We start from the raw sequence: 13,692 nt of genomic DNA, 5'->3' as shown, positions 1-13,692 counted from the left end.
GTTGACCTATTCTTCGTTAAACCAAACGATATTACGGGCGGCCATGATTAATTCACCGGCTTTCTTATCGCTTAATTCTTCTATATCTGAAATCTCATCTGTGCCTTGTTCTGCAAGGCCTTCAAGATCCGTAATGCCGCGACTTGCTAGAGTATAGGCAACGTGCCTGTCCATACCTTCAAGATTTAACAGCTCTTCTTTAGGCTCTGCAGCTTCAAGGCTTTCTTCTGTAGCTAGTGCGCGAGTCGTTAAGGTTGCACGAGCGCGGTTACGCAACTCTTCAACCATTTCTTCCTCTAATCCCTCGATATCGAGCAATTCATTAATAGGCACATAGGCTATTTCTTCAAGTGTCGTGAAACCTTCATCCACCAAAATAGAAGCAAAGTCTTCGTCTATATCTAAACCAGCTGTAAACACGGTTAAGACCTTAGCGTTTTCTTCTTCATGTTTCGCATTTAAGTTTTCGACTGTCATTACGTTTAATTCCCAGCCAGTTAGTTGGCTGGCTAATCTAACGTTTTGACCACTACGACCAATGGCTTGAGCTAAGTTGTCTGCTTCGACCGCTACATCCATTGAATGTCTGTCTTCATCGACAACAATAGAGGCGACTTCAGCTGGTGCCATTGCATTGATAACAAATTGCGCTGGATTATCATCCCACAGTACGATATCAACCCTTTCACCGCTTAGCTCACCCGATACGGCTTGCACACGAGAACCACGCATACCAACACATGCACCAACTGGATCTAAACGTTTATCGTTAGTTTTAACCGCTATTTTAGCTCGAGAACCTGGATCACGTGCCGCAGCTTTAATTTCTAAGGTTTCTTCTGCAATTTCTGGCACTTCGATGCGGAACAACTCAACCAACATATCAGGATGAGTACGACTAATAAATAACTGTGCACCACGAGCCTCAGGGCGAATAACGTAGAGTAAACCACGTACTCTATCACCAGGTCGGAATGTTTCACGAGGTAACATATCATCGCGATAAATAACGCCTTCGGCATTATTACCTAAATCAATAATGACGTTGTCACGATTAACCTTTTTAACGGTACCTGTGACTAATTCGCCCACTCGGTCTTCATATTCTGCAATGACTTGATCTCGTTCTGCTTCACGCACTTTTTGAACGATAACTTGTTTAGCTGTTTGTGTAGTGATCCGGTCAAATGCAATAGATTCAATTTGTTCTTCAACAAATTCACCCAACAGTTTGTCTGGCTCGTCCATCTGAGCAGTAGATAGGCACATTTCTGCCACAGGGTTTTCTTGTTCGTGATCATCTGCCACCACTAACCAACGGCGAAAGGTGTCAAAACTGCCTGTTTCGCGGTCGATGCTAACGCGTACTTCGATTTCGCTTTCACTCTTCTTTTTGGTGGCGCTGGCAATAGCAAACTCTAATGCCTCGAAGATTTTTTCTCTTGGAACCTGTTTTTCGTTTGAAACGGCTTCAGCCACTAACAGAATTTCTTTATTCATTGTTGCCTCACTGATTACTCTCTTACGACAGCCCTTGTCAGGTCACCATCTTAATCAAAAGATGGGACTAGATTACCTTTCTCAATATTCGCAATAGCCAAAACATGGGTTTGGTTATCAATTTCTAATGTTAAATTACCTGTTTCGCAAGCCAACACTTTTCCTTTAAAATTTCTTCTGTCACCCATAGGTATTCTTAATTTAAGTGACACCACTTCACCTAAACATTCAAGGTAGTGTGATTCTTTAAATAAAGGCCTATCCATTCCAGGTGATGACACCTCTAAGTTGTACTCTACGCTGATAGGATCTTCAACATCCAGCACTGCACTAGCTTGGCGACTCACCTCTGCACAGTCTTCAACGCTAATACCATCAGTATGATCAATAAAAACACGCAAAGTGGAATGTTTACCTGCGCGCAAAAATTCAACACCAACCATCTCAAAGCCTAATGCTTCAACAGGTGCCATTAACATATCCGTTAGCTTTTGTTCGAGTTGCGACAAAGCTTTGCTCCAAATACAAAAAAAGGGCCAAATGCCCAGAAAGAAAATCGAAATTTAAAAATCAAAAAACCCCGTACAAGCGGGGTTATTTGTTTCTGGACCCTAGTCCACTATATTACTAAAACTTGGTATAAAACCTTGTTTTAAAAGTGGTTGTGGAAGGCGCGATACCAATTGAATAAACAATTGTACGCAAAAAAAAATCCACACTATGAAACGTTACTATCATCGTAAGACGAGGGAGATCGCTTCTCAAGTGCGGCGTATTCTACAGAGGACAAAGGTGACTTGCAAGGCTATGTGGGACTGAATGTCTAAAAAAAACACAAGCAACGAAATTATTACCTTGATGATGTTTGTTTTACCAAAACATAAATCGGAATTCAGAGTGAGGTGCAGGCTATATGCTACTCAATAATGTGATTGTAGACAGCGTCCCTTTGCCAAAAACATAGACACTAATTATTTAAAATTTCATTTTAGGTATTTTTAGAAATTCAACAACATTAACTTTCCTGCCTACTTGGCAAAACATCACATACATTTGATTAATCGATTTGAGTATAAAATCCATTCAAAAAAAAACGGACCAACAATGAAATTGTTGGTCCGTTTAAATATGGTTGCGGGAGCAGGATTTGAACCTACGACCTTCGGGTTATGAGCCCGACGAGCTACCAGACTGCTCCATCCCGCGCTTGAAACTTTTTAATTGAGACATATTTTTGTCTCTCTATACACATATTACACATTTACTATTCTATTACCAAATATCACTAGTGTGTATGAACGCCTTACATATACACCATATGAAAGATGGTTGCGGGAGCAGGATTTGAACCTACGACCTTCGGGTTATGAGCCCGACGAGCTACCAGACTGCTCCATCCCGCGACTGAAATCTTCTTTGAGTGGGAAGCTCTTATTTTCTGCCTCTCCTCAAGTGGGGCGTATTATACATAGCAAACTTAGGCGCGCAAGGGGTTAATACAGATAAATCTTAAAAACCACTTCAACCGTTTAAACTACATACGATATGTAGAATTAAGCAACAACTTAATGATATTTCCGCAGGTTTCCTAATGACATTATTTATGTTTGTGTTGTGGACAACACAAAGTAGAACTTCAGTTATTTTAAAAATAATTCCATTTTTTCAGCTAATTTAAAGTCTAATTCACTTATACCACCTACATCATGGGTAGTAAGTTGCACTTCAACCTTATTGTAGACATTAAACCACTCAGGGTGGTGGTTGAGTTTTTCAGCCCATATAGCGATTTGTGTCATCCAACCAAAAGCTCGGATAAAACTTTTGAACTTGAAGGTTTTTGTCAACTTCCCTTCAACCACTTGCCACTGTTGTTGCACGTCTAATTGTTGATTTATATTTTTCAGTTGAATGTGGATTTGATCTTGTGAATATTTTTCCATAATAGGTATCTCATCATATTTGCATCAAAGGATTGACTTATAGTGTGAAATTAAATCAGAGAATAAAAGTGTATAGCCATAAACTAATATCACAACAACTGGAAAAAGTTGTTTACAAAAAAATCCCCGGTCATAGCCGGGGATTATCAATACCTATATTTGAAATTCGATATTAACTAAAACTCAATCGCAACACGGGCATAAATCTGACGGCCTCGTGGGTCATGCACTTTAGAATCAAAACCAGCATTAGTGAATACTTGAGGTGGATCTTCATCTGTAAGGTTTACCCCACCAAATGTTAGGACGTAAGCACCATCAGTTTCAAATATGCTACCCAAGTCGATATTAACTTGCGCATCCCAGGTCAAATGACTATCAATATCTTTAAAACCTAACGTACATAACGCTGTAGGTGAAATCAACACACCATCTGCACAGTTTTGATCATCGCTATAAGTATCTACATAACGGGCAAAAAGATTGGCGGAGTATTCTTCATGTTTCCAATTTAACCCTAAATTTGCACGCAACTCAGGTGTAGACACACCAATATTACTATTATTACGAGATCCCGCACCATCAATTGGACCCGCTTGAGGGTCGACCAAATCATATGCCAATATGTAAGTGGCACTAATACTTGGAGTAAAGGTACCCGCATCCGTTTCTAATTTATAACTAGAAACAATATCAAGCCCTGAAGTTTCCAGAGAGCTGGCGTTCACATAAGTAGTTAAAACCTGTAGCAACGGACCATTTAATGGGTCTCCTGCCCTAACAACTCTGTCAGGGTTTTGAGGCTCAGCATTTAAGATTGCTTGGAAATTTTCTTTAATGATCAAATCGGTAAAGTCAAAGCTCCAGTAATCCATTTCTATAGACCAATCATCAAAAGGCTCTAGCGAAAATCCAAGGTTGAACGCTGTAGACTCCTCGGGTACCAATTCATCATTTCCCGACGTTCTATCCGCAGCGAATGCGGCAGAACCTGTTAAAGGATCAACCATCTGATTTAAGCTAGTACCGCCGCCATCTTTTTGAAAGATAGAAGGTGCTCTGAAAGAGGTTGAAATAGATCCTCTAAGCGAAAAATCATCCGTTGCACGCCAAGATACAGCTAGCTTAGGATCAATAGTATCGCCTATAGTACCGCCGTAATCTTCATATCGTAATGCAATTTGAACATCTACAGCTTCGCTAACTGGCAAGGCTAATTCTCCAAACAAGGCAATCACATCCTGCTTACCGTATATATCGGCATTACCAATTACAAACGAAAAGCTGTCTTGGTTAGACAAAGAATCATAATCTTGGGTCAAATCTTGATAACGATACTGAGCACCAAATGCAAATCCAGCGGCACCGCCATCCATCTCAAATAATTCAGTAGAAATGAACGCTTCAGCTACTTCAAGATTTGAAGTAGAGTCGATTTCTTGACGTCCGGTAAAGGAATCAAACAAATTTTGTGAATTAGGGGCAGAAGACAACGAGGTAGCGAAAGGATTAAAATATTCGCACGCTCCAACACCTGCAGTCCCTGAAATTGGATCACAACCTTGTCCACCAAATCCTCTTAAAGCGTTTTGAAATTGTTGCCCCAAGGTATCATTTACTGTAAATAAGAAGTTGTTTCTAGCAGCGGTATAACTGACTTCCCAAAACCCAGAATCCAACTCGCCTTGCAACATAGTACTAAATCTAAACGTGTCAGATTCTGTATTAGCTGGGTCACCAGGAAAAGAAGTGCCATCTCCTACGTTACCCACTTCACGACCAAAGTAGGACACATCGGCACCGAAAGGATTATTAGGATGGTCAGCAGGAACAGTTGGGAAAGTTAATATAGGAAAGCTCGGTGAACCCCCTCGTACAGCTCTGTTTCTAGCAGTAGAAATTTCAGTCGTCCACTCAATATCATCAGTCAATTGTTTTGTTGCTTGCACAAATGTAGATAAACGTGACTCATCAGGCACAAATGAATAACCATTACCAAAATCAAAACCACAAAATCCAACTTCTAGACCTGGCACTGTGCCCGATGGTGCAAGCAGATTTGGGAAACCACCAAATTCCGAACAGCCTGTAGGGTCGATAATGGGTAAAGTAAGGCCAGGAGCCAAAGTTACAAAGTAAGAACCTGGGCTACCTAACGAGCTTGTATCATCTTGAGGACGACTCAAGCGACGATCTCCGGTAAACATAGGAGAACGGTTAGTATAACTAATAGCAGCCATCAGACTGCTATCATCGCCTACCGTTCCCCACAAACCTTGCACAGTATATTCTTTGTTATCACCGTGTGCGCCATCTTGATAATCAAGGGATATTTGTGTGCCTTCGTAATCGCGCTTAGTAATAAAGTTGACAACACCTGCTACCGCATCAGAGCCATATAAAGCCGAAGCGCCATCCTTCACTATTTCCATGCGATTTAAAGCAATCATAGGGATCAGAGAACTGGTGTCGACAAAATTAACCCCACTATTGTTAGGCTGAGCGGTGACGACTTGTCGCTTACTATTTAGCAGCACTAGAGTTGATGCAACACCAAGGCCGCGTAAATTAATATTTGATGTACCTGCGGTTGCATTTTGAGTAAAGGCATCAGGCGTGTTTTCTGCACCGGTATTAATAGTCAGTGTTTGAGTGATATCACCAATGCTTTTGGCACCTATGGCATCAATAGCCACACTATCAATAACAGCTAGCGGTGAGGGTGATGAAAAGTTTTCACTGCGCCTTACAAAACTACCCGTTACCATAATCAATTCGAATTCTTGTTCTTTATCGGCACTTTCTTCTTGAGCAATTGCAATGTTGCCCAAAGGTATTAGCTGGGCAGAAATTGCCACTGCCAATGCTGTTAGTTTAGTTTTCATTTTCATAATGTGTTCCCAATAGGTGAGCTATTAGCAATTAGATATTAAGTATCTATTCCAAAGGTGGACGTTGTAGGACAACCTAAATAAAAGACCATCAAACTATTCGATTCTAATAATATTATTGTTTGCTAAGTGCCTGATAAACAGAATTATAGACACTCAGCAATGATAATAAGTTGGAGAGACGGGCATGTAAATAGATTGTTATTTATATGTGAACATTAATTCTCAGAATGGTCTGACCAGTGAGCTAAAGATATAATATCTTTTATGACTACAAATGGTTTACCTAAACACAGCTGCTAAGCCCCTGCTAATAAAGTCAGAAAAACACCTTTCATCGCTGGTTTATCTCGGCCCTCTATTTCTGTCGTGGTTTCAAAGTAAAACAACACACCCGAGGCTTTTTGTTCTGTTTTAATTAAAGTTGATAGAAACCTTATCCTGTCATTTACGCGCACAGGCTCAATGAATCGAATCTTATCGACACCATAATTAAGCAACGACTGATTTGTTGGGTCTGGTTTAATAGATTGATAAAGTGAGTTGGGCATCAAAGTGACACTCAAATATCCATGGGCAATGGTGGTTCCAAATGGACTCTCTTTTTCGCATCTCTGTGGGTCAACATGTATCCATTGATGGTCATTAGTAGCCTTAGCAAACAAGTCTATATCTGCTTGAGAAATGCTTATCCAATCACCTACTGGCAGTTGCTCTCCCAGTGTTAACTCTAATAGTTTTTTAGCCATATTACGGTCTCCTATATATATTGATTCAATAGTCTAACAAGCTTCTATATATCAATGTAATGAATATTAACTATAGCTAAACATTGATTTAACTAATAAATAACGTATCCTGTTTGCAGATTTGTTGTAAAGGTAATGTTTATGAATTTGCACCGTATTGACTTAAATTTATTTGCTGTTTTTGATGCTATTTACACTGCTGGTAGCTTAACTAAAGCCGCAGATGTGTTGTGTATTACTCAACCAGCGGTGAGTAACTCCCTTGCCCGTTTGCGAGAAATGCTGAACGATCCTTTGTTTGTGCGAACGGGACACAGCATGACCCCAACACCCGTGGCACAAAATATCATTGGCCCCGCTCGAGAAGCGCTGGGTCTATTACGAAGAAGTGTGCAAGAAAGTCATATTTTCGATCCAATTAAAGCGGAAAAAACCTTTAATTTTGCTTTCAGGGATTTACTTGAAGTCAGCTTCATACCACGTTTACTGGGGCAATTACAAAAACGCGCACCTAAAATATCATTGACCAACTACGAAATGGAGCGTAAAAATATCGTTTCGGCCATGGCCAGTGGCAATCTAGATTTTTACGCTGATGCCTCATCATTTAGCGACCAACATTTATGTAAACTAAAGATTGCTCAAGACAGATTTGTAGTCTTAGCACGTAAAAATCATCCCTCATTATCTCAGGGTATGAGCATGGAAGCATTTTTAGAGCTCGGGCATATTAACGTTTCTCATAGAAAAACCGGTGCAGGGCCAATAGACGTAGCCTTAGATAAAGCAGGTCAAAAACGCAGGGTAGTCATGCGTAGTCAGCACTTTTTAACCATCCCCTCAACCCTAGTTAAAACCGACTTGATAGCTTGTTTACCTTATCACTTAGCCAAACACTATGATTTGTCTATGTACGAATTACCCTTTGAATTACCACCACTTGAATACTTTTTATATTGGCATGTGAGCGCTGACTTAGACGATGCGCATATTTGGATGCGAGATCAGATTGCGCAGGTTGCGCAGGCGTTTCATCCTGATTAGTGAATAGCCTTACTATTGCCAGCCCGTATACACTATGATCCTAAGCACTTTAATCTTGAATTCAAGTTTTAAAAAAACATGCCTCTTAGTTGCTTTTGTTCTTTGGGAAGACCACAGAAATATTCAACATAAAAGGCGAGTAGCTTATGCTGCCTAACTTTAAAAACGGCCTCTTTTGAGGCCGTTTTATTATGGGTTAATATAGAAATATCACAGAGGGTAAAACTTAGACTCGCTAAGACACATTATTGGTCTCTTATACAAATGCGAATAATAACAGTGCTTAGTCTTTTTGCCAGAAACCACATTCAAAAATGGCATACTTGCTACTGAAAGAATACAACCGACAGTTGAAGAGCAAACGGGTCAAATGATGCCTAGATGCAATTCCCCCTGAGAAAGACGGTTGCCCAGCAATGAGGCAACAGAGAAAAGAAACTGACTACTTAATAATCTGTTCCTCTGCGCGCGGCAGCCACGTTGCTTTGAATACTGTGGTAAAAAATTTTTTTTACACTCAGCTATTTGACAACATAAAGGTTAACCTATTGCATATTAAACCATTGCAATTTATCAGAATGCTTTATTGAACCTCAAACCAAAATTGTGATCTCTGGATCCATTGGACATACCCGCAAGATATCTAACCTCAAACTTAAGACCTCCTAGGCTTCCACCTATCATAGGACCCATTTGGTGGCTTTGATTGTTGAAAGAGCCAAAGTCACCAACACGTCCAAAACCATTAAACATCTCGACTCCTACCGTTAGTCCCCCTTCTAGTTTTTTGGTTACGCTACCACGTGTTTCAACTTTAGTTCCATTGGATGCCCGATCGCTACCAAATTCCCAAGCGCCAATTAAAATCCCACGAACACGGATACCGTTTGATAAATCCCATTGATTTGTCCAATTTATCGCAAACATCTCTGGGTTAGCGCTTCTGCGTTGACGAATATCAAAAAGTACACCACTTGACCACTTACTATCGTCCGCTTTTTTCTTGAAATTATAGAGCAACTCACCACGAATATACTCATATTGAAAACTGCCACGGTCACGATACTGTAAAATCATGCGGCCTCTGAATTCATCATTAAAGGCATATTGATAGTGCAAACGAGAGGCCCAGTTATCCTGTTCAGCATTTTCATCACTTGGCGATAAGGCTAGCCGGAGTTGTATACTACGATCATCTTCTTTGACTCCTGGACCATGGACACCTGAGGTATTTGAAGCATCACTATATGCGGTAAATGAAAGAAGCAGAATACCTGCTGAGAAGTTTAAAATATTGTTCAATCTTGGGGCTCCAATACGAAAAAATAAATGACATTAAGTAAGAGAGAATTGATTTTTATAACCTCTCGTCACTTAAAATAAAATTTAACAGACTTAAAATTTCAAAAAGTGTATGACTTAACTCAATTATATTTGATTTGAAAATAAAAGGAAGGCTTCAGCACAACACCTTGCAAACACATCCGTCAATGTGGATGATATGCTTTTGTCGAGTTGCCATTTATAATTAATCGATCGATTCACGTAATGACTTTGCAGGAAGCGATAACACGACCCAAGGTAAATTTTTGTTCATACACATACCTACCAATCAATGCAACAAAAAAACACTGGTTCTCCCTAGCACTGCCACAGACGAAATAGGCACTTTAGTCATTGTCCAAAAAGCAGCACTATAACCTCCAATACACAATATTCCGGTCAGGCTGCTATGTTTCAATTGCGAAGACCGAAAGCGTCCATTTCTGTGTCTCTTTTGATAAAACTAACAACCAACATCTCAGCAGTTGCTAAAGCAAAAATGAGTAGGCCAAGCAAAATTGTTAGCTTACTTAAGGCCAAAACATCAAACCAACACAGATAAACTAAGTGCCCATAATGTAATAACGGGCTAAGTTGTCTTGTACAACAAACATGCTGGCGTACAACACTAACATAGGCGCTAATCCACTTAAAATGAGCTATACCTGAGAGAATTCACCTAAGGTGTAGGTAGTAAAAAGTAAATAGATGAAGTCAACCACACCTAAGGCAATATAGGCATATCCATACTGGGTAGAGTCGCGATAACGACTCAGTCTAAAATCATGGCCATAAAAGGTAAAAAAGTGAAGAACATTAATTTGTTCTCCGTGTTTTTAACTCACCCATTCCACATTGCATGTGCCAAAGAGCCATTAAAACAACCGCGTATTTCATACCATCCTAAAGCCTATTGGCTACAGATGGTAGCATGCTCTAACGCACTATTGCGGCTGACTTAATTTGTATCCAAACGCTCTTACCCAATGTCAAAGCCAGTTTCTGTAAGGACTTTTGGGTCAAACGAGCCAGTAAATAACTCTCCCCTACTTTTAAGCGTACTAAAGACATAGCCGGGTCTTGGTCATTAATTATTTCTTGTATTTCACCAGATAATACGTTGAGAATACTACTGTCAGTATGAGGCGTTAACGTTAGGCTAACGTCACTCGCCAACACACGTATTCTTTGGGTAGTGTTTTGTTTGTTTTCAACATTGGGCAACCAAAGTTCACCTCCGTTAAAAGCCACTCGCATTAAATGCCATTGTTTGTCTCTTTCCATTACTTTGCATTCGAGAATAGCCCCTACTTCGTTGCTTACTCCCAAGGATAAGTCAGCTCTAGAAAACAGCTGTGTTATACCACCTTGGGCAATCACTTTTCCTTGAGCCATGATCACAGCATGATCAGCCAGTCGTACTATTTCATCGACGGCATGACTGACATATAAAATAGGGATATTAAAACTGTTACGCAGACGTTCTAAGTAAGGCAAAATTTCAAGCTTACGTGCGGTATCTAGTGACGCTAGCGGTTCGTCCATCAACAACAATTTGGGTTGGCTCAACAATGCTCTGGCTATTGCCACTCGTTGTCTTTCGCCACCAGAGAGTGCTTCAGGCAATTGTGACAAGATGCCTGCAATTCCCATCACGCCGATTACTTGCTCTAATAATTCAGGGTTAGTTGTTTGATTATTGCGTTTGATCGCGTAGCGTAGATTACCCATAGCGGTTAAATATTCAAATAAACTGGCTTCTTGAAACACATACCCAAGACTACGTTTATGGGTGGGGACAAACACAGCAGCATCTTGCCAAAGTTCGCCATTGACGTGCAAACAGCCACAAGCGTTTTTCTCCAACCCAGCAATACAACGCAACAAGGACGTTTTTCCCGAGCCAGACTCGCCGAAAATAGCAGTGATACCCTGCCCCGGAATAGCAATCTCAACATCGAGTTCAAAGTGAGTTTTTGCTGATTGTCCGAAACCTAATTGAAATCGGGCCTGAATTCCCTGCGCTGATGTTGTCGCCTTTTTGATTTCTTCCATGTTATCGGCCATAGGTCATACCTACCGCTTTACGCTTGCGCTGAAAAGTATAAAGCATTAACAACACCACAAACGAAAAGACAATCATGACACCAGACAAAGCGTGAGCTTGAGCATATTCCAGAGCCTCGACATGGTCGTAAATTTGCACAGATACCACGCGGGTTTCACCGGGGATACTGCCACCGATCATCAATACAATGCCAAACTCACCTACCGTATGGGCAAAGCCAAGAATGGTTGCCGTCATAAAACCTGGTTTAGCTAATGGCAACACCACAGTAAAAAATCGATCTATAGGACCTGCCCCAAGAGTAGCGGCCGCTTCTAAAGGTCGATTACCAATAGCTTCTATCGAATTTTGAATAGGCTGCACCACAAAAGGCAATGAATACACCATAGACGCCACCACTAACCCCCAAAAGGTAAAAGGTAAAGTGCCGAGTCCGAGTGCTTGGGTGAACTGCCCTATTGCACCGTTTGGCCCCATAGCTAACAACAAATAAAAACCTAACACTGTGGGAGGAAGTACTAAAGGTAACGCCACTATTGCGCTCATAGGGCCCTTAAACCAAGATTTTGTTGTGGCCAACCACCAGGCAACGGGAGTGGCGAATATCAGCAATAGTATAGTGACAGTAGTGGCAAGGCGTAACGTCAACCAAATAGTCGCCATATCGCCATCAGTAAGACTCATAGTTCATGCTCCACATTCAAACTATTTGAGGCCAGATAACCGTATTCAGCGATAATATGTTGAGCCCTATTAGTTTGCATAAAATCTAAAAAGGCTTTGGCTCCTTGGTTTTTTTTGGCAGAACGCAATAACACAACATCTTGCTTAATTGGATGATGCATAATGTTAGGTACCAACCAATAAGACCCTTGTTGTAGTGTATTTTTTCCTAACAACTGAGACAATGCGATAAAACCTAAATCTGCGTTGCCAGAGCTGACAAACTGATAGGTTTGCGCAATATTTTCGCCCATCACCCAATTGGATTGAGTCGTATCGATTAACGCTAAACTTGTGAGTACCTCTAATGCAGCAGCTCCATATGGGGCTAACTTTGGGTTGGCGAGGGCCAGTTTATTAAATGCTCCCTGTTTTAATTTTGTTTCTATTTTATTGACAAAGTCAGGTCGAGCACTCCACAAAGCAAGGCGCCCAATAGCATAAGTAAAACGGCTATTAGCAATCACTAGTCCATCTTTTTCCAACGCATCGGGCTTAGCCTGATCAGCAGAAAAAAACAATTCATAAGGTGCGCCTTGTTTGATTTGTGCGTAAAATTTTCCCGAGGAACCAAAAGACAAGGCTATTTGATAGTCAGATGTTTTCTCAAATTCTTTCACCAGACTTTTCATAGTGTTGCTGAAGTTTGCAGCCACTGCAACATGTACTGATTTTGACTCAGCACATAAGGTAAAAAGAAATAAAACAATTAATCCAAGCCACTTTTTAAATTTCATACTTCAGCCTATTACTTTTGATAAGTTTCAGCTAACAAAGAAACTTGTAGCTCTACCCGTTTAATTTCACGTATTACAGACAAACGGTTTAGCTCCATAAAAAACCATATACGAGCAATAGCAAAGGCGACAACCGTTGATAAGGTACCTGCCAGCCAATTTATTTTTAAACCGAGATCCATCTCGTTCACCAAATGATAAGCACAATAAATGGCCATTCCCGCAAAAATCAATTGCATAGTAACAATCACTACAAAGGTTAATCGAAACGTACCTTTAAAACTTTGCCCAATTAATTGCAATCCATTGGCTTGCTCTTCTGAAAACTCATGGGCTGCTGTGTCATCTTTCATTGCTTCAAGAATTTTTTGATTGATGTTTTTCATCATATTTCTCCACTTTGGTTACTTTTAATCAGCTTGTAGATTAGTTTGAATAAGTTTTCTTGCTTGGTGCAGGCGGGACTTTACGGTTCCTGTTGGGATACCCAGTAAATCACTTATTTCAAGCATGTGTTCACTATTTCTTTTCATAACGTATAGGTCGCATCAAAATAAATTTGGGTTCGATAAAATTGCATTTATTAGGTGGGCTTACAGCAAGCAGAAAAATGCTTAACTTAAATAACCTGAACTCTGGATAAGCCATACCGTCCAGCACCACTATTATCGCGCCTATCTTCGTTGAACTTGCTTACAATAGCGCGCTATTGCT

At 40.5% G+C, this 13,692-nt stretch carries 12 protein-coding genes and 2 tRNA genes; 1 reads left to right on the top strand and 13 read right to left on the bottom strand.

Going from position 1 to position 13,692, the window contains the following annotated elements:
- Positions 1 to 6: 6 nt before the first annotated feature.
- The 7 genes from nusA to CXF95_RS08485 form a co-directional block, all read right to left on the bottom strand.
- Complete coding sequence (gene nusA / locus CXF95_RS08515) at positions 7 to 1,500, bottom strand: transcription termination factor NusA (RefSeq protein ID WP_101198279.1); 1,494 nt, start codon at positions 1,498 to 1,500, stop codon at positions 7 to 9.
- A gap of 50 nt (positions 1,501 to 1,550) precedes the next feature.
- Complete coding sequence (gene rimP / locus CXF95_RS08510; protein WP_101198278.1) at positions 1,551 to 2,009, bottom strand: ribosome maturation factor RimP; 459 nt, start codon at positions 2,007 to 2,009, stop codon at positions 1,551 to 1,553.
- A 620-nt stretch (positions 2,010 to 2,629) separates the two neighbouring features.
- A tRNA-Met gene (locus CXF95_RS08505) sits at positions 2,630 to 2,706 on the bottom strand.
- A gap of 120 nt (positions 2,707 to 2,826) precedes the next feature.
- Positions 2,827 to 2,903, bottom strand: a tRNA-Met gene (locus CXF95_RS08500).
- 237 nt (positions 2,904 to 3,140) lie between these two features.
- The gene (locus CXF95_RS08495) at positions 3,141 to 3,443 is read right to left on the bottom strand and encodes a 4a-hydroxytetrahydrobiopterin dehydratase (RefSeq protein WP_101198277.1); all 303 of its coding nucleotides are present in this window, start codon (positions 3,441 to 3,443) and stop codon (positions 3,141 to 3,143) included.
- 176 nt (positions 3,444 to 3,619) lie between these two features.
- Positions 3,620 to 6,334 (bottom strand): TonB-dependent receptor domain-containing protein, encoded by a 2,715-nt coding sequence (locus tag CXF95_RS08490; protein WP_101198276.1) that lies wholly within the window; start codon positions 6,332 to 6,334, stop codon positions 3,620 to 3,622.
- Between the two features lie 299 nt (positions 6,335 to 6,633).
- A complete protein-coding gene (locus CXF95_RS08485) occupies positions 6,634 to 7,083 on the bottom strand; it encodes a MaoC family dehydratase (RefSeq protein ID WP_101198275.1) in 450 nt (149 codons plus the stop codon).
- A 141-nt stretch (positions 7,084 to 7,224) separates the two neighbouring features.
- Here CXF95_RS08485 and CXF95_RS08480 point away from each other — a divergent pair, with 141 nt between their 5' ends.
- Complete coding sequence (locus tag CXF95_RS08480; RefSeq protein ID WP_101198274.1) at positions 7,225 to 8,127, top strand: LysR family transcriptional regulator; 903 nt, start codon at positions 7,225 to 7,227, stop codon at positions 8,125 to 8,127.
- 573 nt (positions 8,128 to 8,700) lie between these two features.
- Here the strand turns inward: CXF95_RS08480 and CXF95_RS08475 are convergent.
- From CXF95_RS08475 to CXF95_RS29545, 6 genes are all read right to left on the bottom strand, one after another.
- Complete coding sequence (locus tag CXF95_RS08475; protein WP_232787729.1) at positions 8,701 to 9,429, bottom strand: hypothetical protein; 729 nt, start codon at positions 9,427 to 9,429, stop codon at positions 8,701 to 8,703.
- A 957-nt stretch (positions 9,430 to 10,386) separates the two neighbouring features.
- Entirely contained in the window at positions 10,387 to 11,517 is a 1,131-nt protein-coding gene (modC, locus tag CXF95_RS08470; protein ID WP_101198273.1) for a molybdenum ABC transporter ATP-binding protein, read from the bottom strand.
- A complete protein-coding gene (gene modB / locus CXF95_RS08465; RefSeq protein ID WP_101198272.1) occupies positions 11,507 to 12,202 on the bottom strand; it encodes a molybdate ABC transporter permease subunit in 696 nt (231 codons plus the stop codon). The genes modC and modB overlap by 11 nt, the downstream gene beginning before the upstream one ends.
- On the bottom strand, positions 12,199 to 12,978 hold the full coding sequence (gene modA / locus CXF95_RS08460) for a molybdate ABC transporter substrate-binding protein (RefSeq protein WP_101198271.1): 780 nt from the start codon (positions 12,976 to 12,978) through the stop codon (positions 12,199 to 12,201). The genes modB and modA overlap by 4 nt, the downstream gene beginning before the upstream one ends.
- An 11-nt stretch (positions 12,979 to 12,989) precedes the next feature.
- A complete protein-coding gene (locus CXF95_RS08455) occupies positions 12,990 to 13,364 on the bottom strand; it encodes a DUF6768 family protein (RefSeq protein WP_101198270.1) in 375 nt (124 codons plus the stop codon).
- A 24-nt stretch (positions 13,365 to 13,388) separates the two neighbouring features.
- Complete coding sequence (locus tag CXF95_RS29545; RefSeq protein ID WP_157828105.1) at positions 13,389 to 13,511, bottom strand: sigma factor-like helix-turn-helix DNA-binding protein; 123 nt, start codon at positions 13,509 to 13,511, stop codon at positions 13,389 to 13,391.
- Positions 13,512 to 13,692 lie beyond the last annotated feature (181 nt).

Origin of the sequence: Paraglaciecola sp. MB-3u-78 (assembly GCF_002835935.1) — a bacterium.
Taxonomy (GTDB): domain Bacteria; phylum Pseudomonadota; class Gammaproteobacteria; order Enterobacterales; family Alteromonadaceae; genus Paraglaciecola.
Note: the sequence above shows the minus strand (reverse complement) of the source record. Positions and strands in the feature narration are given on the sequence as shown.

Coding starts and splice junctions, on each gene's coding strand:
- nusA (WP_101198279.1), bottom strand. CDS start 1,500: ATGAATAAAGAAATTCTGTTAGTGGCTGAAGCCGTTTCAAACGAAAAA.
- CXF95_RS08495 (WP_101198277.1), bottom strand. CDS start 3,443: ATGGAAAAATATTCACAAGATCAAATCCACATTCAACTGAAAAATATA.
- CXF95_RS08490 (WP_101198276.1), bottom strand. CDS start 6,334: ATGAAAATGAAAACTAAACTAACAGCATTGGCAGTGGCAATTTCTGCC.
- CXF95_RS08485 (WP_101198275.1), bottom strand. CDS start 7,083: ATGGCTAAAAAACTATTAGAGTTAACACTGGGAGAGCAACTGCCAGTA.
- CXF95_RS08480 (WP_101198274.1), top strand. CDS start 7,225: ATGAATTTGCACCGTATTGACTTAAATTTATTTGCTGTTTTTGATGCT.
- modC (WP_101198273.1), bottom strand. CDS start 11,517: ATGGCCGATAACATGGAAGAAATCAAAAAGGCGACAACATCAGCGCAG.
- modB (WP_101198272.1), bottom strand. CDS start 12,202: ATGAGTCTTACTGATGGCGATATGGCGACTATTTGGTTGACGTTACGC.
- modA (WP_101198271.1), bottom strand. CDS start 12,978: ATGAAATTTAAAAAGTGGCTTGGATTAATTGTTTTATTTCTTTTTACC.
- CXF95_RS08455 (WP_101198270.1), bottom strand. CDS start 13,364: ATGAAAAACATCAATCAAAAAATTCTTGAAGCAATGAAAGATGACACA.
- CXF95_RS29545 (WP_157828105.1), bottom strand. CDS start 13,511: ATGAAAAGAAATAGTGAACACATGCTTGAAATAAGTGATTTACTGGGT.